This window comes from Flindersiella endophytica (genome assembly GCF_054779015.1).
In genome coordinates, this window is the sequence record NZ_BAAGYY010000041.1 from 189621 (window position 1) to 210194 (window position 20574).

At 69.5% G+C, this 20574-nt stretch carries 19 protein-coding genes; 6 read left to right on the forward strand and 13 right to left on the reverse strand.

Features of this window, described 5'->3' with window-relative positions; all coding sequences use genetic code 11:
- Positions 1–29 precede the first annotated feature (29 nt).
- Positions 30–1454, forward strand: coding sequence for a nitrilase-related carbon-nitrogen hydrolase (locus ACYVF6_RS41805; protein ID WP_460531037.1), 1425 nt, complete (start codon positions 30–32; stop codon positions 1452–1454).
- Between the two features lie 73 nt (positions 1455–1527).
- On the opposite strand, the gene ACYVF6_RS41810 is transcribed toward ACYVF6_RS41805, so the two are convergent.
- The 12 genes from ACYVF6_RS41810 to ACYVF6_RS41865 form a co-directional block, all read right to left on the reverse strand.
- Positions 1528–2028, reverse strand: coding sequence for a dihydrofolate reductase (locus ACYVF6_RS41810; RefSeq protein WP_460531040.1), 501 nt, complete (start codon positions 2026–2028; stop codon positions 1528–1530).
- On the reverse strand, positions 2025–2822 hold the full coding sequence (locus ACYVF6_RS41815) for a thymidylate synthase (RefSeq protein ID WP_460531043.1): 798 nt from the start codon (positions 2820–2822) through the stop codon (positions 2025–2027). Before ACYVF6_RS41815 ends, ACYVF6_RS41810 begins: the two co-directional genes overlap by 4 nt.
- A gap of 94 nt (positions 2823–2916) precedes the next feature.
- Positions 2917–3288: a hypothetical protein gene (locus tag ACYVF6_RS41820; RefSeq protein ID WP_460531046.1), complete on the reverse strand. Its 372-nt coding sequence runs from the start codon at positions 3286–3288 to the stop codon at positions 2917–2919.
- 111 nt (positions 3289–3399) lie between these two features.
- On the reverse strand, positions 3400–5184 hold the full coding sequence (locus tag ACYVF6_RS41825) for a family 20 glycosylhydrolase (RefSeq protein ID WP_460531049.1): 1785 nt from the start codon (positions 5182–5184) through the stop codon (positions 3400–3402).
- Positions 5181–6008 (reverse strand): beta-N-acetylhexosaminidase family protein, encoded by an 828-nt coding sequence (locus ACYVF6_RS41830; protein ID WP_460531052.1) that lies wholly within the window; start codon positions 6006–6008, stop codon positions 5181–5183. Before ACYVF6_RS41830 ends, ACYVF6_RS41825 begins: the two co-directional genes overlap by 4 nt.
- A gap of 27 nt (positions 6009–6035) precedes the next feature.
- Positions 6036–7343, reverse strand: coding sequence for an aspartate aminotransferase family protein (locus ACYVF6_RS41835; protein WP_460531055.1), 1308 nt, complete (start codon positions 7341–7343; stop codon positions 6036–6038).
- Positions 7344–7374: 31 nt separating this feature from the next.
- A complete protein-coding gene (locus tag ACYVF6_RS41840) occupies positions 7375–8763 on the reverse strand; it encodes a hypothetical protein (protein WP_460531058.1) in 1389 nt (462 codons plus the stop codon).
- Entirely contained in the window at positions 8760–9599 is an 840-nt protein-coding gene (locus ACYVF6_RS41845; protein WP_460531061.1) for an amidohydrolase family protein, read from the reverse strand. Before ACYVF6_RS41845 ends, ACYVF6_RS41840 begins: the two co-directional genes overlap by 4 nt.
- A complete protein-coding gene (locus tag ACYVF6_RS41850; protein ID WP_460531064.1) occupies positions 9596–10342 on the reverse strand; it encodes an amidohydrolase family protein in 747 nt (248 codons plus the stop codon). Before ACYVF6_RS41850 ends, ACYVF6_RS41845 begins: the two co-directional genes overlap by 4 nt.
- Positions 10339–12000 (reverse strand): heparinase II/III family protein, encoded by a 1662-nt coding sequence (locus ACYVF6_RS41855; RefSeq protein WP_460531067.1) that lies wholly within the window; start codon positions 11998–12000, stop codon positions 10339–10341. Before ACYVF6_RS41855 ends, ACYVF6_RS41850 begins: the two co-directional genes overlap by 4 nt.
- Before the next feature lie 28 nt (positions 12001–12028).
- Positions 12029–13057 carry a Gfo/Idh/MocA family protein gene (locus tag ACYVF6_RS41860; RefSeq protein WP_460531070.1) on the reverse strand — a complete coding sequence of 343 codons (1029 nt, stop codon included), beginning with the start codon at positions 13055–13057 and terminating at the stop codon, positions 12029–12031.
- Between the two features lie 10 nt (positions 13058–13067).
- Positions 13068–14375, reverse strand: coding sequence for an ABC transporter substrate-binding protein (locus tag ACYVF6_RS41865; RefSeq protein ID WP_460531073.1), 1308 nt, complete (start codon positions 14373–14375; stop codon positions 13068–13070).
- A 204-nt stretch (positions 14376–14579) separates the two neighbouring features.
- On the opposite strand from ACYVF6_RS41865, the gene ACYVF6_RS41870 reads away from it, so the two are divergent.
- From ACYVF6_RS41870 to ACYVF6_RS41890, 5 genes are all read left to right on the forward strand, one after another.
- Positions 14580–15509: a carbohydrate ABC transporter permease gene (locus ACYVF6_RS41870; RefSeq protein ID WP_460531076.1), complete on the forward strand. Its 930-nt coding sequence runs from the start codon at positions 14580–14582 to the stop codon at positions 15507–15509.
- An 8-nt stretch (positions 15510–15517) separates the two neighbouring features.
- Positions 15518–16348, forward strand: coding sequence for a carbohydrate ABC transporter permease (locus ACYVF6_RS41875; protein ID WP_460531079.1), 831 nt, complete (start codon positions 15518–15520; stop codon positions 16346–16348).
- Positions 16349–16383: 35 nt separating this feature from the next.
- On the forward strand, positions 16384–16680 hold the full coding sequence (locus ACYVF6_RS41880) for a hypothetical protein (RefSeq protein WP_460531082.1): 297 nt from the start codon (positions 16384–16386) through the stop codon (positions 16678–16680).
- Positions 16602–17966, forward strand: a complete 1365-nt coding sequence (locus ACYVF6_RS41885; protein ID WP_460531085.1) for a hypothetical protein — start codon at positions 16602–16604, stop codon at positions 17964–17966. Before ACYVF6_RS41880 ends, ACYVF6_RS41885 begins: the two co-directional genes overlap by 79 nt.
- 151 nt (positions 17967–18117) lie before the next feature.
- Complete coding sequence (locus ACYVF6_RS41890) at positions 18118–18573, forward strand: pyridoxamine 5'-phosphate oxidase family protein (protein ID WP_460531088.1); 456 nt, start codon at positions 18118–18120, stop codon at positions 18571–18573.
- Here the strand turns inward: ACYVF6_RS41890 and ACYVF6_RS41895 are convergent.
- Positions 18570–20552, reverse strand: coding sequence for a glycoside hydrolase family 43 protein (locus tag ACYVF6_RS41895; protein ID WP_460531091.1), 1983 nt, complete (start codon positions 20550–20552; stop codon positions 18570–18572). The two genes, ACYVF6_RS41890 and ACYVF6_RS41895, sit on opposite strands and share 4 nt — an antisense overlap.
- Positions 20553–20574: the final 22 nt, after the last annotated feature.

Here is a 20574-nt window from a genome sequence, read left to right on the forward strand (position 1 = left end):
TCTCCGATGCTTCGAAGGAGCTCCTTGCGATGAGACGCGTTCTCTGGGCCTGCGGCGCAGTTGCCGTTTCGGCTCTCCTGCTCCGGTACGGCGGCATGGGCCTGCACCCGGTGCCGGGGCTGCTGCTGCTCGCGCCGCTGCCCGTACTCCTGCTGGCGCCACGGGTGAACGCCACGACCGCGGTCGTCGCGGCGTTCCTGGCCTGGCTGCTCGGCGGCATCGACCTGTGGGCGTACTACACGGCGACGCTCGAGCAGCCTGTCCCCGTTGCCGTCGGGCTGCTGGCCGGCTCGGCGCTGGTGTTCGCGGGACTGGTCGCCGTGACCCGGGCGCTGCTGCGCCGTGGGCGGTACGTCTCCGCGGCGCTGGTCCTGCCGGCCGGCTGGGTCGCGCTGGAGTACGTCGTCTCGCTGGCGACGCCGTTCGGGACGTGGTGGAGCATCGCCTACACCCAGGCCGACGCGCGGGCGCTGCTCCAGCTGAGCGCGCTGACCGGTCACTGGGGCGTCACGTTCGTCGCGCTCGGCGTCCCGGCCGCGATCGCCGCCGTCGCCGCACCGGGTGCCGCCGGCCGGGTCCGGGTACGCCTCGGCATCGCTGTACTGATCGTCGCCACCCTCGTGATGGGGTACGGCGCCTGGGCGTCGGCCGGGTCGACAGGAGAAGGGGAGCGGGTACGGGTGGCTGCCCTCGCGGTCACTCAGCCTCCGGAGTACCTGCCGGTGGACACGCCGGCCGGCCGGATCGTCATCGCCGAGTTGGTACGCGAGATCGGGCGGCTGGCCGACTCGGGCGCCCAGGTCGTCGTACTCCCGGAGAAGTCCCTTCGGGCGAACGAGAAAACCCTTCCGTTGCTCACCGGCCCGCTCGGCATGGTCGCGCGCGAGCGCGGCATCCACGTGGTCGCCGGGCTCGTCCTCGCCCGGAACGGCACGTCGGTGAACGCCGCGATCGACCTGCCCTCGGGCGCGGTGTACGCCAAGCACCTCCTGATCCCGGGACTCGAGGACGATCTGGAACCAGGTGATCGGCGAGTCCTGGTGCCCGGACGGCGGTGGGCGCTCGCGGTCTGCTTCGACCTGGAGAAGGCCGACCTCATCCGCGCCTACCGCCGTGACGGTGCCCGGCTGCTCCTCGTGCCCGCGCTCGACTTCGAACGCGATGCCTGGCTGCACAGCCGGATGGCCGTCACCCGCGGCGTGGAGTACGGCCTGGGCGTCGTCCGGGCCGCCCAGCTCGGCTCGCTCACCATCAGCGATGCCAGGGGCAGAGTGGTCGCCGAACAGCGTGCCACCGTCACGTCCACCGCGTCCATCGTCGCCGATCTGCCTGCCGATCCCGCTCTCACGCCCTACGCGCGGTTCGGAGACTGGTTCGCCTGGCTGTGCATCGCGCTGGTGCTGGCCGGCTCGCTGGCCGTGGGACGACCTCGCCCGCTTCGAACGGAGCGCTGAAGCCGACCGTACGAACTGCCGCCCGAGCCGGTCTTCGCCTGCGACCGGCTCGGGCAGCGGTTCGCGCAACGCTTCACGGCGTGGTGAACCGGGCCATGTCCCAGGTCAGGAAGCGGTAGTGCAGGCCGGTCGTCGACTGCTGCCAGTCGCCGACGGAGTCCGGTGGTCGCCCGATGTCCGGTGCGTAGGTGTCGCCCTCGAAGGGCTCCCGGATCTCGGTGACCACGATCCGGTCGGCGAACGGCAGAGCCGCCCGGTACACCTCCGCGCCGCCCATCACCCAGACGTCTCCGGTGACCGCGGCGAGGGCCGACGGCAGGTCGGGGAAGGTCTCGACGTCCGGCTGCGGTGTGCGCGACAAGACGAGGTTGCGCCTGCCCGGCAGCGGGCGGAACCGCGGTGGCAGCGACTCCCAGGTGTGCCGGCCCATCAGCACGGTCGCGCCCGCGGTGAGGGTACGGAAGTGCTTCATGTCCTCCGGCAGGTGCCACGGCAGCGTGCCGTCGCGGCCGATGACGCCGTTGGACGACTGCGCCCACTCGACTCCGATCCTGGGCCGGATCACACCGGTCACACCGCCACCGGGGCCTTGATGCCGGGGTGCGGGTCGTAGCCGTCGAGGGTGATGTGCTCGTAGGTGTAGCCGAACAGGCTGTCGGCAGGCTTCAGGCCCAGCGTGGGGAACGGCCGCGCCTCGCGGGCGAGCTGCACGCGGACCTGGTCGATGTGGTTGTCGTAGATGTGGCAGTCGCCTCCGGTCCAGACGAAATCACCCACGTCAAGCCCGGCTTGCGCAGCGATCATGTGGGTCAGCAGCGCGTAGCTGGCGATGTTGAACGGTACGCCGAGGAACAGGTCCGCACTGCGCTGGTACAGCTGGCAGGACAGCGCGCCGTCGGCGACGTAGAACTGGAAGAACGCGTGGCACGGCGGCAAAGCCATCCGCGGGATGTCGGCGACGTTCCAGGCCGACACGATGATCCGGCGGGAGTCGGGGTTGTCGCGCAGCGTGCGCAGCACCTCGCTGATCTGGTCGATGTGCCCGCCGTCCGGCGTCGGCCACGACCGCCACTGTACGCCGTAGATCGGCCCGAGATCGCCGTCCGGCGCCGCCCACTCGTCCCAGATCGTGACGCCGTTGTCTCGCAGCCAGCCGACGTTGGAGTCGCCGCGCAGGAACCACAGCAGCTCGTACGCGATCGAACGGAAGTGCACCTTCTTCGTGGTGATCAGCGGGAAGCCGTCGGAGAGCCGATAGCGCAACTGGTGACCGAAGATCGACCGCGTGCCCGTGCCGGTGCGGTCCTGCTTGTGGCTACCCGTGTCCAGGACGTGGCGGAGTAGGTCTTCGTACTGCGTGTCCGGCATGTCCGCGAGCCTAGTCGAGCCGGTCCGGGTGCCTGGCAACACCAGGGCCAATACCAGGACCGGCTCGACGACGCGTCGGGCTAGGGGGCGGCGCTCAGCTCAGGTCGACGCCGCAGCGGTCCTTGGCGTCCTTCTCGAGGGTCTCGAGGGCGGTCTCCATGTCCTTGCCGAGCCGCTCGGCTTCCTTCGGGTCGACCTTGGCGGGGTCCTTGACCATCGCCATCCCGTCGTTCACGGACTTCCACTCGTCCTCGATGTCGCCGGGAGCGGCGTCGCCGATCTCCTTGAACTTGGCGATCACCTTGTCCACGACCTTGGGGTCTTCCATGTTGGCCGTGCCCGACAGCGTCTTGTCCTTGTCGGCCTGCTCGAGCAGGCCGCAGTACTTGTCGTCCCCACCCGCGCAGCTCGTGAGGCCGGCCAGCGCGAAGGCGACAGCCACGAGCAGCACAACAGTACGTCGCATGACGTTCCCTTTCTTGATCATCTTTGATCGGAGCGGGAACCGTACTACAACGCTTGATGGATTGATGCGACGCGAACCTGCAAAAGCGCGACACCTTTTCAGGACGACTTTTCAGGACGACCAGGTGTCCTGCCGGATGGTCTGGTCGGCCGACTGCCACCACCAGTGGTGCGTCGCCCCCGCGGGGTTGGTGGCGAAGACGTGTCTGGAGTTGCCGCCGAAAACAAACCCGGCCGGATCGCCCACGGCTGTGTCCGGGGTGCCGACCGCCGAGGTGGTCCAGTCGTCGGCCAGCAACGTGCCGTTGGGGCGGATCGCGATGTGGGCAAGGTGGTTGTTCGAGGCGTCGCGGAAGAAGATGTGGCGTTCCGCGTCGGGAAAGGTGCCGTAGACAAACTCGGCAGGGTTACCAGCCGCCGAGATGCCGGTCGCGGCTGTCAGGTCGCGCCAGGTCGAGGTGCCGGCCACTTCGTCGTACGACCACAGGCGCAGGTGGTTCTGGGTGTCGCGGACAACGACGTCCTGCACGTTCTCCACGTAGCCGGTGCCCGCCGGCCGGGCCGACGCCGCGAAACTCCCACCCAGGTTGAGATGCTGGACGCGCGGTGCTCCGGCCGGTCCGGGGTCGCTGGGCTGCCACCACCACTTGTGCAACGCACCGTCCGGGCCGACCGCGAAGACGTTCTGGGTCCTGCCCCACACGAACGCGACCGGATCGCCGGCGATGCTGCCGCCCCACGAGTCGGCCACCAGCCGCTGCGAACCCGCGTCCCAGTAGATGCGGCGGAGCTTGCCGTCGGTTCCGCGGAGGAAGACGTGCTGGTTCGCGCCGTACGCGAAGCCGGCCGGGTCGCCCGCCAGTGCCGAGCCCGGCGTGCCGGTCCGGGCGCTCCAGTCGTCGTGGCTCCAGGTGTTCGTGGCCGGCTCGTACCAGGCGTGCTGCAGGTTGCCGTTCGTGCCGCGGGCGAAGACGTGCAGCTGTGTTCCCGACACGTACGCCAACGGCCGTCCTGTCACGGGAACAGACGTCGCCACCGCGGCCTCTTGTACAGAAGGCAGTCCGGACTTCCAGTAGCGCCTGCGCAACTCGCCGTTGGCACCGACGAAGAACAGCTGCTGCGAGCCCTGGTAGGCGACAGCGGGAGAGCCGGGCAACGACGTCGCGCCGGGGTCGTTGCTGGCCGGTGTCTGCACCACGCCGGGCGCCCGCCCGATCGCCGTGAACAACGTACGGGCCGCGGTGATCGTCGACGTCGGCTTGGCGATCGTCCAGGCCCGCTCGGCCAGCGGACGATCCAGCGCCAGCAGGTCGAGCTCCAGCGGGCCCGGCGGCTCGTGCATCGCGCCGTGCCAGGTGTTGAGCTTGATGCCATCGAACGCGGGACTGTCAGCGCCACCCGGAATCGTCAGCCCGCCGTGGAAGACACCCGGGTCGAACGTCGTCCACAGGTCGGTGTCCGTGGCGTTCTTCCCGCCCGGCTTGTGCTCGTCGAAGTAGAGGTGGTCCTGGTTGGAGTTGATCAGATGGTGTCCGGCCGCCGCCAGCTGCGCGGGCTTCAGAGCCGGCGCGTAGTTGATCCAGTGGTCCACGACCACGTCGGGGTCGAGTTTCGCGGCCGTCGTCGGAACGAGGTCGTCGTTCCAGATCCGCATCTGCTTGCCGTGTGCCTTGGCCAGATCGTCGACGTGGTTGAACACCTCGTTGTAGAGCGCGGCCGCGGGGAACTGCTCGGATGGATACTTCGCCTTCGCGGCCGCGTACAGGTCGGGCGCGTTCGAAGCCGTCACCTTGTCGTTGCGGAGGTACCACATCGGATACTCGTCGCCACCCGCGTGCCAGATCGGCGCCGTCTGCAGGTCCATGTAGCGCTCGATCTGGTCGGTCGCCCACGTCACCGCGGCCGGCTTGGTGATGTCCAGCGTCGAGGAGCTGGGAGCGACATTCCCTTGCTGGTCGGCGACTCTGAGTCGGTAGGGCGCGGGTACGCTGCCGGGATCGGGGGAGGGTTGTAGTGCGTGGTGTTGAACCAGCCGACGAACTTCACGTGGTACCGGTTCGCGACGGTCTGGATCTCCCGGATCTGCGCGTCGGTGAGGTGCGACAACGCCGACCCGGTCGTGATCTCGTTGAGCTTCACGTACGACATGTCGCGTACGAGGTTCACGAACCAGCCGGCCGGGAAGTCGTACAAGCTCACCGAGATGGCCCGCACTTCGAACCGCGGCCAGTCCGCGACCGTCGTCGCGGGCAGGGTGCGCTGCTGCCGCAGCAGCTGCAGCACCGTGCGCGTTCCCCAGAACGCGCCGGTCTCGGTCGGTGCGCTGATCGACAGCACCGGGCCGATCGTCATGCCGTAGCCCTCGGTGCCGAGCCGCGCGTCGGTGTTGCCCAGCGACAGCGTGATGTCGCCGGGTCGTGCGGTGTCCGGCGCGCCGTTGACGACGGCGGGCGCCGGCCCGTCGAGCAGCCCGGCGAGGTCGGAGGCGAACGTCCGCGCGTCCGCGGCCAGCGGACTGCCGGCGCTGGAGTTGACGACGATCCGCGCCCCGGCTGCCCAGGTGTAGCCGGCTCCCGAGCCCGGCGTCGCCTGCTGGACGGACGGAACGGTGAGCGGCAGCGGATCTGCGGCCACCGCGGGAACAGCGGCCGACCCGCCGGCCGCGACCACAGCCGCGAACACCAACGTGGTCAGGCGAAGGACGAGGTTTCTCAACGACATCAGGATCCTCCCCGGTGAGTTCGTCGATCAGAGTGAGGCGAGTGCGTCGTCGACCGCGGCGAGCGTCTGGTCGACGTGGAGCCGCGTGTGCGCGGCCGACAGGAACCACAGGCCACGCGGCACGGTGTTGACGCCGCGTTCGAGCAACAGCTCGTGCAGCCGGGTCATCCGCACCCGGTCGCATGCCGCGAAGTCGCGATAGTCGCGAACGGCCGGCTGCTCGGTGATGTAGACCTGGAACACCGCGCCAGGACCTTCGACCAGTAAAGGGACTCCGTGCCGTTTCCCGGCCGCACGGATCCCGGCCATCAGCCCTTGCCCGACGGCGTGCATCATCGGAAAGACGGCATCCCGTTGTGTGTCGAGCACTTCCAGCACGGCGGCGGCCGCGGCCAGCGCGACGGGCTGGGAGTTGAACGTGCCGGCGTGTGCCACCCGGCCGTCCGCGATCGCGTCCATCGCGAACGACCGCCCGGCGATCGCCGACACCTGCATGCCGCCTGCCATCGCCTTGCCGAACGCGGCGAGGTCCGGCGTGACACCGAAGAACTCCTGCGCGCCACCTGCCGCCAGCCGGAAGCCCGTGATGATCTCGTCGAACACCAGCAACGAACCGCTGGCAGTGCACAGGTCCCGCAGGCCCTCCAGATAGCCGGGCACAGGGGAGATCACGCCGGTGTTGCACAGCAACGGCTCGCAGATCACCGCGGCGATGTCGTCGCCGTAGGAGGCGAAACACTTCCGTACGGCCTCCAGGTCGTTGTAGGGCAGCACGATCAGATCCCGCGCACCGTCGGGAGGCAGCCCCGCCGACCCCGGTACGGCAGCCGGCGACGACGCCGGGCCGGCGAGCGCGAGGTCCGGATGCACGCTGTACAGAACGGGATCCAGCCAGCCGTGGTAGTTGCCCTCGAACTTCACCACCTTGGGACGTCCCGTGAGCCCGCGAGCCAGCCGCAAGGCCCCGTGGACCGCCTCCGACCCGACGGTGTTGAACCGCACCTTCTCCGCGCCCGGCACCATCGCGCAGATCCGTTCCGCCACGACGGTTTCGAGCTCGTGCTGGGCGGAGTATGCGACGCCGCGCGTGACCTGCTCACTGACCGCGCGTGCCACCACAGGGGAGGCGTGCCCGAGTACGTTCGGCCCCTGCCCGAGCACGTAGTCGATCAGCCGGTTGCCGTCGACATCCCACAGTTCGGCGCCGGCCGCGTGGTCGACGAACAGTGGCGTCCCGGAGGCCCGCCTCGCGTCGCTGGACACACCGCCCGCGATCGAGTGGCACGCCCTCGCGTACATCTCCTCGGCGCGATCGTGACGAGGTTGGTCAGGCATCCGATCCCCTCCCTGTAAGCCGTGAGCGAGCTCAGCCGGACAGGCTCTCCGGTGGTCCGGGCATCCGGCCGGGCAGCAGCCGGAACCGCTGCCGAGGCCGGCCGCCACCGGGCGACGGTTGCGGCGGCAACGGCCAGGCCAGCCCGGCCTCCACGAGTTGCTTGAGCATCCGCCGCCCGGTGCGGTCGGTGACGCCGAGCGCGGCGCTGACCTCCTCCACGTCGACGACCGCGGGCTGGGCATCAGTCAGCCCCGGGCTCGCCGCGAGGATCCGTTCCAGCACGGCCGCTGCCCTGGCCAGATCACCGTCGGCCGGCTGCGCGACGACCTCGGGCGCCTCGGTCGACAGCAGGAGCTCGGCCTCGGACTCGTCGACGTAGACCGCGACCTCACCCCGCCGTTCCAACGCCGATTCCAGCCCGGCAAGGGCGTTCGCATCGGCGTTGCGCGGCGTGTGCCCGGCACCGAGCCCGACCGCGAGCGGCACGCCGAGCTGCCGCCGGGCGGCGGTGACGAACGGTGCGTGCTGCAGATGCGAGGTCAGCGTGTCCAGCCCGCCGTACGTCGTCGTGATGCCGAACCGCGTGTCACCGCGCCGTACGACGGTCGCACCGACCGTCCGCGCCTCCTCCAGCAGGATCCTGTGCACCGACAACGCGGCGTCCTGCTGCCAGTACGTGCTCGCACCGGCCGGCGACCCTTCGGTGAGCAGCTGGACCGCGATCATCGCGATCTGCTGGTCCTCCAGCTTCGTGCCACGCCCGAGCAGGACAGCGGTCTCCAGCGCCTCGCGTACGGTCGCACGGGTCGGCTGGATCCGCAGCACCGGAAGGCCTTCGGCGCGAAGCGACTGCTCGACGCTGAAGATCGTCGTGAGTGCCGTCGTCACCGCACCGGATCGCAGCAGCCGGCGGTGGAAGCCGGCGAATCCCAGGGCAGACGACGGATCGGTGTAGGGCTCGCAGTGCACGCCCTCGGTCGGCACGCCGATCTCCGCGTACGACTCCTCGACCGCCGCCTGGCTGAGCGAGTCGATGCTGAGCCGCGTGATGTCGAGATCGTCGTGCAAGCGGCCGCGCAGCAACGTGGAGTAGAGCGCCGCGCCACTGAGCTTGACGTACGACGCCGGCACCGACAGGTAGCCCGCCTCCCGCGCCAGGTCGTAGTGCATCGGCCCGGGAAAGACTGCCGCGTCGATCCGGCCGGCCAGCCGTACGTAGCGTTCGGCGGCCTCGGACAGCTCGGTGTGGCTCGCGCTGACGAACTGGATCGAGCCTCTGGTGCCGCGGCCCGCGATCCGCTTGCCTTCCTCGGCCATCACCTTGACCACGGCCCGCGGCCCGAACAGTCCGACCGCGAGATCCGGTGAACGTTCGCCGACCGCGTGCAGCATCCGGTCGTGCGCGTGGTCCTCGGTCATGCTCGGCCCCCTTTCTGCTCTCCGGTACGGAGTCTGCCGAACAACCGCCTGGCGGTGCCGCCGAGGACGGCCGCGGCGGTGTCGGGCGCGAGCCCTGCCCCGGCCACCCGCCCGAGCGAGAAGCGCTGGTCGATGAACGGGAAGTCGGAACCGAACAACACCCGGTCTGGGCCGGCCTCCGCGACGAGCCAGCGCAACAGCGCGCCGGTCATCGACGAGCCGCAGATCTCCAGGTAGGCGGACGGATGTGCGCGTACGACCTCGAGGGAAGCGGCCATGCCGGCCGGGCTCACGCCACTGTGGCCGAGGACGACGCGGACTTCGGGGTGCCGGTCCAGCACCGCGCCGGCCTGGGCGGGATCGTCGAACCTCGAGCCGTGCCAGGTGTGGGTGAGCACTGGGAGCCCGGTCCGGCTGGAGCATTCCCACACCGGCTCGTACAGCGGGCCGGTCAGCGGATACTCGTGCAGGTCCGGGTGCACCTTGATGCCGGCGAAGCGCGGATCGGTCTCGAGCCGGTGCAGTTCGCGCTCGGGCCGCTGCCAGGGGTTGACGACGGCGTACGCGGCGATCCGGCCGGGGAAGCGGTCGGCTGCGCGCAACGCCTCGGTGTTGCCGGCGTGCGCGTCCTGCTGGATGGCGCGGTTGGAGGCCAGCACCGCCTGCCGTACGCCGGTCCGGTCCATCACGCCGACCATCGCGTCGATGCCGGAGGAGGGGATCAGGAACAGGCTGTACGGGCCGAGGTGCGCGTGTGCGTCGACGACATCCACATCGGCCAGCGGTTCGCCGGCGAGCATGGCCGCGAGCAGAGGATCGGCAGCCGGCGCGCTCATGCCAGTCTCCCGAACAACCGTAGGGCGTTGTCGTGCCCGACCAGCTGCCGCGAGGCCGCGGACAGCCCTGACCACTGCAGCCGCGCGACCACGTCAGCGGGGTCGCGCAGCGGCGTTCCCGTCCCGAGCAGCAGCCGTTCGGCGCCGAACTGCCGGACGAACCACTCCCAGCCTTCGTGGGTGGCGAAGTTGACCGTGTCGGCGTGCAGGTTCGGATGGCGCCGGAAGACCGGCGCGAGCTGCCGCAACGCACGATAGCCGAGCGCGGAGACGATCACCGGAAGCTCCGGCCAGCGGTCGGCGATCCGGTCGATCGCAGGCCAGCCCGCCTCCGGAAGCTCGACGGTCAGCGGAAGTTGGTCGGCGACAAGCTTGGCGTAGAACGCGTCCATCGACGGGTCCAGCGGATCGAAGTCGTGCGTGCCCGGATGGATCCGCGCGGCCACGGCTCCCGCCGCGACCGCGTCGGCGAGCAGCGCCGCGGTGTCGTCGGTCTCCTCCGGCGTGGGTGGGACGGCGATCACGCACGGGTGCAGGCCCGCGACCCGTCCGGCGTCCAGGGCGTCGGCGTTGCCGTGCACAGGATCGTGCCAGACAGCGGTCGTCGAACCGACGACGGCGGCCCGGATCCCCAGCCGGCGCAGGGATTCCGAGAGCTCCTCGGCGGTGCTGCCGTTCGCGTACGCCCGTGGGTGCGCGCCGACGGACGCGTGCACGTCGATCAGCTCCGGCCCGCTCGTCATGGCTGCCCCGCGATCGGGGTGACGACGGTGGTGAAGCGGCCGTACGAACGAGTCAGCGAGAGCGTGTGAAGCGGCGCGTACTCGTCGGTCCGGGTCACCGGATCGGGCAGCCGAGCCGAACCCTCGGACGTCGCGACGGTCGTGTCGCCGAGGTCCTCGACGTGCAACCGGACGCCCGGGTCGCCCCCGGCACGCCACTCACCGTCCATCCAGCGCCAGGGCGCGGGCGCGTGCCAGAGCAGCTCGTACGTATGCCGGCCGGGCGCGTCGATCCAGTCGTCGACGGTCAGCCGCACCGGCTCGGACCGGCGCAGCGTCAGCCGCCGCCGGTGTTCGAAGCGACCGGTGCGGACCCGGGCGGAAAGGACGACCTCGCCGTCGGACTCCTCGAAGTGCTCGACGGCCACGTCCCGGTCGGCGCCCACGTCGTGGCCGTCGACCAGCACGGTGTTGTGCCCGCGGCCGGCCTGGAACCACGACTGGTACCGCTCGTCGTCGTAGTCCGGAGGCCCACCCGCCTCCCACAGCAGCGGCCGGCCCCAGCCCTCCAGGATGATGTCCAGGACCGCGCGATGCGAGTGCGACTCCAGCTCGTGCCCGACGTACGGCCCGGCGTTGACGACGACTCGGATCTCGTGCTCGCGGGCGCGCAGGACGGCATATCCGCTCGGCTCCAGCCACACCGAACGCGACGGTCGTGGTTCGGTGGCGGCACCGCTCCAGACGATCCCGGAGTCCTGCAGGTGTGGCACCCAGCCGGCAGGGCTGGTCAGCTCGCGCAGCCAGTCGTGCATCGCGGCGACCTTCGGGTGCGCGTCCAGGCCGGTGCGGAGGTAACGCTGGTCGATGGCCGTCGCCAGCCGCACCTCGGAAAGGCACATCGCGTGGTAGCCGGGGGAGCGCTCGTGATGCCCGCCGTCGGCGTAGAAGTCGTTGTCCAGGTGCTCGGCCAGCCGCTCCAGGCCGCGCCGCCTCCACTGCTCCGCCTCGGTCAGGCGTGGGTAGACGGACCCGGCGTGCAGCAGGTGGACGGCCGAGACCAGTTGCCAGTTGCCGTTGCGGAACGTGTCGTGCTCGTCGCACGCCCAGCGCGCGCCGCCGATCAGCGTGCTCATGACCTCGCCCCAGGCCGCGTCCGACAGCGAGCCGGCCAGGACGTCCAACGCGGGGAGCAGCAACGAGGCGCGGGCCCAGGTGCCGAGGGAGTACCAGATCAGGTCGAGACCCGGCCAATCGCCGATCAGCCCGTCCCGGCCGCGCATCCATTCCCGGAATAGCTCCTCGAACGTCCAGACGAAGCGATCGTCGCCCGTGAGCGCCCACGCCCGGACCGCCGGCTCGAGCCAGCCGAGGTAGTGGAAGCCGTAGCGCGCCGAACGTCCGAGCCCGGCTCCGGTCACGTCCGGCGGTTGGCGCCGCAAGTCCTCCGCCGCCGCGATCACTGCCGCGGCCTCGTCGCTGCCACGAGTCTCCGTGGCCCATTGGCCGATCGGCCAGAGCGCTTCGCGTGTGCCGGGTGCCACCCATGCCCGCAAGTCAGCGAGGTCGTGCACGCCGGCAGGGTTGCCGAACGCGTCGAGCAGCTCGGCCGGTCCGATCGAGGTGATCCGCTCGTCGATGTGCCGGGGCTTCTCCGGCGAGGTCGCGGCTGTGCTCATGGCAGGCTCATGGCAGGCTCTGGCAGGCTCACAGCACGCCCACCGGCAGGCGGGTACGGATCGACTCGTGCGCCGCCTCCAGGACGGCCGTGACGTCGCGCGAGCTCTCCACCGAGACCAGCGGCCGGGCACCGGTCAGGCAGCAGTCGACGAAGTGCCGGATCGCGTCGCGGTACGCACCGGCCGGTATGCCGTGCTGCACGCGCTGCAGCAGGTTGCGCGGATAGGAGTAGGCCTGCGGCGTCGCCAGCACCACGTTCTCCTTCTGCCGGTCGAGCTGCACCACGCCGTCCTCGCAGGCGAGCGTGACGTAGGAGTCGACCATCGTGGGGAACGTCTCGGGATAGATCCAGGCCGACTCGAACGTCGCGGTCGCGCCGCGGGAGTACTCCGCCTGGATCTGGATGGCGTCGGGCGTCTCGATGCCGAGGTCGCGCAACCGGCCCCAGCGCGCCGACGCGTAGACGCGTACCACGCGATCGCCCACGAGCCAGTTCATCAGGTCGATATCGTGGCTGGACAGGAACCACGCACACGTTGTCTGGTCCGCCCAGCCGAGCATCTTGGTGGGGACGTGGATGGTGTCGTTCTTGCGGGCGTAGCCGACGACCGCCTCACCGAGATCGGCGGTCAGCTCCTTGGCCTGTGCGTACGCGGGAACCCAACGGTGGTTGAACAAACACATCGCGACCACGCCAGCCGACCGGATCGCCGCGACCGCCCGGTCGGCTTCGGCGACTGAGGTGGTGAACGGTTTCTCGACCAGGATGTGTTTTCCGGCCGCTGCGGCCGCGACCATCATGTCGCCGTGCAGGTGGTCCGGCGTGGTGAGCACGACAGCATCGACGTCATCGCCGGCGAGGAGCTCGTCGAGCGACTCCGCGACCCGGACGGGCCGCGGCTGGCTCGCGGCGAGCGCCTCGGCCGACGCGCGCGTACGGCTGGTCACCGCCGTCACAACGACGTCCCGCTCGCCGGAGATGGCCAGCGCGTTGCCGCGTCCCATCAGACCCGCACCGACGATGCCGACCCGCAGCCCGTCGCCCGTTCCACCCATGAGTCGCCTCTCAGCTCGGCTTCGCCAGTTCGGCGTTCCACTGCTTCTCGGCCTCCGCCAGCGCCTCGGCGGCGGACTTGCCTCCCGACATGTAGGCCCGCACCTGCTCGTCGAAGAGGAGCCGGAGGTTCTCGTCGTTGCCCGAGCCGAGCGAGGCGTCCACGATCGACGGGAACGTGTCGACGAGCACTTTGCGCGCCTGGTCGGCCGGAGTCCTGCCGCTGACGTCGGTGAAGAACGGGTCCTTCAGTGTCTGAGGCGTCGAGGGATAGATCGCCACGAGCTTGCAGAACTTCAGCTGGTTCGCAGGAGAGGTGACGAACTTCAGCCACTCCGCGGCAGCCGCCTGGTGCTTTGATCCCGACGGGATTCCGAACACCTGCTGCCCGGCCATGAGCTGCGTGCCTGACGGGCCGGTCACCGCGGGGGCCACCACGCTGTCGGCGTAGACGTCGGGCGCGTTCTCCTGCAGGCCGAGCAGGTTGCTGGAGGTGTCGGACGGCATGAACGCGATCAGCTGGTTGGACAGGTTCTGCGGGTAGGCTCGCGGGTCCTTGCCGAGAACGCCGGGAGCGATCGCCCCACTGTCGAGGTACTTCTTGTACTTCTCCAGGATCTGCACCGCCTGGGGCGTGTTGAACGTCGCCCGCTTGCGGTCGGCGGAGATCAGCCGGACTCCCTCGCTTTGCATGGTGAGGCTGTAGGCCATCACGTTGGCGCCGTAGCCTCCGCCGCTGTCCTTCACCTTCTGGGCCAGGGCTAGCGCGTCGTCCCAGGTCTTCGGCGGGTTCGCCGGGTCGAAGCCGGCCTTGGCCAGCACCGAGCGGCGGTAGACGCCGAGGCCCGCGCCGCCGTTGTACCAGGGCACCGCGGCGACCTTGCCCTGCTGGTCGGTGAGCGGCTTGACGAGCGACGGCGCGTACGCCGCGAGCTCGTCCGCGTCGAAGTACGTGCGGAGATCCGCCATCTGACCGGCGAACAGGCCGGTGGTGGTGGAGGCGAAGTTCACCGCGTCCGGCACCTTGTCGCCGGCGATCGCGGCCAGCAGCTTGGTTGTGATGTCCTGGCCCGGCACGTCCACCCAGCGGATCTTCACGTCCGGGTGCTTGTTCTCGTAGGCACTGATCAGGCCGTTGATGTAGCCGGAGTAGTCCTTCTGCAGGTTGATCGTCCACCACTCGATCTCGCCGCTGAACTTCTCACCACCACCCTGCGCCGGCGGTGGCTTCTGCTCGCCGGAGATGCATCCGGTGAGCAGCAGGGCGGCAGCCAGCAGCATCGAGCCGACAGCGGCCAGGGCGGAACGGGATCGCTTCATTACGACTCCACTTGCCGGATAGTCCGAAACATGGGCTACGGACATCTCAATGTGGTGGCCTTTGCTGTGGTTCGTCAAGACCCTTCTCTGCTTGAGGCGCGTTCTTCCACTTGACGCGCTCGGAGTGCAAGAGGATGGTGTTCGTGGTGGGACCGTAAACCTGGCTTTTGGACATCGCAGCGTGATGGCGGCGAAGGAGCCGTGATGGCAGCGACAGGACTCTCGGCACCGGTACGTCCGGGCCGCGGCGATCCACGTCGAGGCCCGCGCCGTACGGTCGGCCAGCGATTCTGGACGCCGTACCTGTTCCTGCTCCCCGGCCTGCTGCTGTTCGCCGGCCTGTTCGCCTGGCCGGCGATCATCGCCCTGCAGATGTCGCTGTCGTCGTACCGCATCGTCACGCCGGTGACCTACGTCGGCCTGCGCAACTTCGCCCGGCTGGCCGCGGACCCACAGTTCCAGCACGCGGTCGTCAACACGTTCGCGTTCATGGCGATGTTCCTGCCGTTCGCGGTGATCGTGCCGCTGTTCCTGGCGATGCTGGTCAACCGCAGGCTGCGGGGCATCCGGTTCTTCCGCGCCGTCTACTACCTGCCGGTGGTGACGAGCATGGTGGCCGTGGCGGTCGCGTGGAGGTTCCTGCTCAGCCGCGAGGGCGTGCTCAACTGGCTGCTCTCGCTGGTCGGTGCCGGGCCGATCGACTACCTGCTCGACACGCACTGGGCGCTGCCGTCGCTCGCCGCAGTGGAAGGCTGGAAGAACATCGGGCTGTTCATGGTGATCTACCTGGCCGCGTTGCAGGCGGTACCGCGTGAGCACCTGGAGGCCGCGGCGGTCGACGGTGCCGGACGGCTTCGCCGGCTCTGGCACATCACGCTGCCGGCGATCCTGCCGTACGTCTCGGTGACGCTCACGCTCGGCATGCTCGAGTCGACCAGGTCGTTCGAGTCGGTCTACGTGCTCACCCGCGGCGGCCCGCAGGACAGCACGCTGACGCTCGGGTACTACATCTGGCACACGGCGTTCGAGAAGTACGACATCGGGTACGCCAGTGCCGCCGGGCTCTTCCTGTGGCTGGTGATGGTCGTGCTCGCGGTCGCCAACCAGCTGCTCGGCCGGCGACGGGACGGGTGAGGAGCGCGATGGTGCTCACGGTGCAGCGCCGCCGGACGGCCGGCACGTACGTGCTGCTGGCCACGATCGGGCTGGTGTTCGCCGGGCCGTTCCTGTGGCTGCTGGCGACGGCGCTCAAGCCGAGCGACCAGCCGGTGTTCTCGTTCCCGCCCGACCTGATCCCGCGGCCGCCGGTGCTCGACTGGTTCGGCGAGGCGTGGACGACGATCCCGTTCGGGCGTTTCGTGCTCAACTCGACGCTGTATGTCGGCGTGATCGTCCCGGTCTATCTCGTCGTGTCGGCGATGACGGCGTATCCCCTTGCCAGGATCGCGTTCCGGGGCCGTCAGTTCTTCTTCATCCTGTTCCTGTCGACGATGTTCCTGCCCGGCGAGCTGATGCTGATCCCACGGTTCCTCGTGATGCGCGAGCTGGGGCTGCTGGACAGCTACGCGGCGGTGATCCTGCCGGCGATCCTGTCCTCGCTGGGTATCTTCCTGCTCCGGCAGACGTTCGCCGGGATCCCGGAGGAGATCGTCGAGGCGGCCCGGGTCGACGGCGCCAGCGAGTGGCGGATCTTCTGGTCGATCGCGTGCCCGATCGCGCGGCCCACACTTGCCGTGCTGGCGATTCTCGGCTTCGTCTCGGTGTGGAACAGCTTCCTGTGGCCGCTGATCGTGCTGGACGACCAGGCGAAGTTCCCCATCGCGCTCGGAATCGCTTACCTGTCAGGCGTCAGTGGCGCCGACGTGCGTGGCCTGGCGGCCGGGACGGTGCTTTCGCTGATCCCGGTGCTCGTCGTGTTCGTACTTCTGCAACGCCACATCCTCAGCAGCATGGCCGGAGCGGTCAAGGGCTGAGGTCACTCATTCAGCTTTACGAAGGGGGACTCAAGATGAACGACGTCAGGTGGTCTCGCCTCTCCCGACGGGCTCTGCTCGCCGGCGGAGCATCCGCGGTGGTCGGGGCGGGCCTGCTGCGAGGCGCCGCACCGGCCGGGGCGGCGACCTACGACTACACCTCGCGGGCCGATTTCGACCGATTCCTGGCCGACTACGAGGCGTCCGGTGCGGACGGACAGCCCGACGACAACAACGAGGACGGCGCGCTGGCGTGGGGCAGGCCTATGTCCTGCTGGCTCTGGTGCGGATGTACGAGACCACGAAGGACACGGTCTACCTCGATCACCTGATTCGGAACGCGGACACGGTTCTCGCCCAGCGAGACCAGGAACGAGGTGTGGCGGACTACCGAGGTGTCTCCGGTCCGGTGTGGCGTGCGACAGGTGACTACAGCGCGGCGATCGCGACGCTGAAGGACGCGACGGGCAAGCCGCTGCTGCAGGTACGTACCGCGCAGCCGTCGGTCAACAACCGAGCCACGGTCGAGGTCCGGCAGACCGGTGGAACGACGCAGACCTCGCCGTTCACGCTCGTGTTCCGCGGGGCCGACGGGTCGGCAGTGACCGCGTCCGACCTGAACTTCAACACCGCGAGCCCGAGGTACGTGTTCAAGTACGTCTACAACAACGTCTACAACCAGACGACACGGTGGAGCGTGAGGGACGTCCGGCCCGACCACTCCAACGCGATCGGCCTCCCGGTCGCCGGTACGACGAGGCTGCAGCCGGCCCCGTTCGTCTGGGCAGTGCACACCGGCCACATCCTGTACCCGCTGGCGTCGTTCGTCCGGCTGGTCTACCTCGACGCGGCGCTGCGAGCGAACCCGACCTACAGTGCCAAAGCCGACGAGTACCTGGAGGCGGCCGAGGCCGGGCTCGACTTTCACGAACGGGAGTACTGGATCAACGATCGGGGCTTCGGCGCGTACAAGTTGCTCAAGGGGTCGCCTGTGCCGTGCGACGGGAGCAACGAACCGCACAACCACATCAACGCGATGGCCATGACGATGGCCGAGCTCTACCGTGCCACCGGATCGGCCACGTGGGGCCAGCGGGTGATTCAGATCAAGAACCACCTGCGGTACAGCATGACGTTCGTGAACGACGCCTACCGGTGGCCGTACTGGCCGGTGCTCTCCGCGGCGTACAACGGGTGGACGCAGACCGGCTACACCGCACAGGACATCTCGTCCTTCACCCAGACCTACAGTCCAGCCAGGCAGGCCGAGGACCTCAGCCACGCGGCGCTCAACCTGGAGTTCATGACGGCGGCGTACCGGACCGGGCTCGCCGGAACGTTCACGTTGACCGACATGCAGCGCGTGTCCAGGACCTACACCCTGAATCTGATCAATGGTGCGACAGGCGCGCATCTGAAGGTCGACGGCACCGGCACCGCCCCGGCGTCGTACCTGCAGCAGATTCCGCGCTGGATACCGGCCGCGTTCTGGAACACGGGGGTCTTCACCCACGCGCTGGCGGTCACGCGGGCGCAGGCGCTGCAGCCGGTCATGGGTTCCGTGGTCGCCGGCTTCGCCTACTGCGTCTGGGCGGCGAACGGCTACGGCCGCGGCTGACCGGGAGCCGGGCGCTGGGGCCAGGCGCGCGCACGCCTGACCCCGACTCCGTCCAGACGTGTTTCGACATTCGCCGGGCGAGTGTCGTGTTCGGCCCACGGCCGATCGTCAGAAAGGAGAGAACGGACAGTTCCAGGAAGGAGTCCACCCGATGACCCAGACGACGCCCGCCCCACCGAGGAGTACGGCCGAACGCCGCGAGCACGCGCTGGCGCAGCTCGCCGGCCGGCACGAGGTCTGGCTGGCCACCGGCAGCCAGACCGGCCCGCACCTGATCCCGGTCTGCTACGTGTGGGACGGCAGCCACCTCACGATGGCGACGTTCGAGCACAGTCCGACCGTGGCGAACCTCCGTGCCAACGGCACGGCCCGGGTCGCCATCGGACACCACGACGACATCACGATGATCGACGGGACGGTCGAGCTGGTCCCGGTGGCCGAGATCGAACCCGGCATCGCCGATGCCTTCGCGAAGGTGTCGCACGACCCACGCGTGCTGCCCGGGTTCGTCTACCTGCGCCTGACGCCCGGCCGCGTGCAGGTCTGGAACGGCTTCCACGAGTTCGCCGGCCGAACCGTCATGCGCGACGGCAGCTGGTCGGTCTAGGGGCGGGCCACCATCAGCCAGCTGACCTGGATGTCCGGTGTACGGGTGGGCGCGATCTCGACGACGATCCGGCCGTCTTCGCCGACGGTGATACCGGCGTACTCGGCCGCGGTGTAGTCGCTGGTGAAGAGGCGCTGCTCGTCGACGACCTGGCCGTTGGCGCTGACCTGGGCGGCGCGGTTGGCCGACGGCCAGGGGTCCCAGTAGCCGGCGTGCACGGTGTACGTCCCCGGCTCGAGGCCGCCGAAGGTGTACGTGAGCGGCTCGCGGTTCTTGGCCCATCGCAGCGTGCTGTAGAGATCGCCCGACGCACTGCCGTACGTTCCGCTGTCGCCGGTGAAGCCCCAGGTGGTGCCGGTCTGCGGATCGACGCCGAGTGGCTGTTCCGGCGCGGAGTTGAGCAGCGCGCCCTCCGTCCCGGCGACGTCCATGGTGCGCTGCCAGTCCGCGGTGGTGGCGCCGCCGGCGTTGACGGCGTAGCACAGGCCGTGCGGAACGACGACGACATCCCTGGTGAAGCCGCGGCCGTCGTCCAAGGTGCCGCGCAGCTTGGCGAACCCGGGCGTGGCCACGGAGGCGGCGTCCCAGGTGACCCGGTGCGTCGCGGTTCGGCGTCCGGTCCGCACGGAGACCTCGGCGGGCAACGTGCTGGTGTCTCCACGCCAGACATGGTCGGGAATCGGCGTGGTCACGCTCCACAGCTCGTAGGGCTGGAGATCCCGCAGGCTCCAGGGGGCGTCCGGGCCGATGGAGAGCGCGCCGGCCTCGCCGAAGCGCATCGGAAGCCAGACGTACGGCGAGGTCGCCAGCGTGTCCGGCGTCCAGCGATCGCCCATGAAGACGAACTTGTTGTGCTCGCGGTCGTACGGGATCACGTTGGTGCTCTGCGACCGGTACGTGTTGGCGCCGGCGGGGCCGGAGACCGGGTTGCCGCGGTCGGTCCAGGCGCCGAGCATCCGCGTCGCCGTGGCGTAGCGGGCCGGGTTCGGGTCCCAGCCGGTCGCTCCCGACGTCAGCAGGTAGTACGTCCCCTCGGACTTGAACATCGCGGGCGCCTCACGCTGGCTGCACGGCAGCGTGCGCACGAAGTCCCTGCCCTGGACGGCGGTCTCGGGCGGCGCCGACAGGTAGGTGTACGACCGGTTGAGCCTGGAGATGTACATCGTCCGGTTCTCCTCGGACGAGTAGATGACGTAGCCCGTCCCGTCGTCGTCGACGAACAGGTTCATGTCGCGCGCCATCCCGCCGGCCGGGTCGAACGCGGGAGACGTGCCGCACCACGGCACCGAGTCGCTCGGGACGCGGTTCAGGCGGTACGACCCGAGCCAGCGGAAGGGTCCCTTCGGTGAGTCGGCGACGGCGACGCCGGCCTCCGCGCGTGCGTACGTCGACGTGCTCGTCGGTGAGGACGGCCCGTCGGAGTGCACCCACATCACCCACTTGCGGGTGGCCTTGTTGTAGACGACCTTCGGTCGCTCGAGGATCGACGGCCGCGCCCAGCCGTCGGTGCGTACGGCGTTGGTCGACAGGTCGCGCCACACCATCTCACGTTGCTCGGCGGTGTAGTTCCGGTACAGCCGCGCGAAGTACCTGTCGTCGGTGAACTGGTCCTGGGAGCTCATCGCACGCAGCGCGAGCCCCTGGTCCGTCCAGTTGTGGAGGTCGTAGGAGGAGTAGAGGTGTACGCCCGGGCTGTCGAAGTAGCCGTTGCTGCGATCCTCGCCATACCAGTACCAGATCCGCCGGCCGTCCCCACCCACCTCCCCGGCCCTCTCCACGGCAGGGACGACCTGCCCGCCGTGGGCCTGGATCACGTTGCCGGCGGTGTCGCGCCATTCCGCGCCGGGGCTGAACGTATCGGACCTGGCGGCGTCCGGCTCGGGGGCGGCGCCGGCAGGTCGCGAACCGGCAGACCAGGGCAGAAGGGCCGAAACGACGGACAGCAAGGCGATCAGCGTCGCGGCCACGGGTCTCCTCATAGCCTCCGGAAGCTAGTTGGGG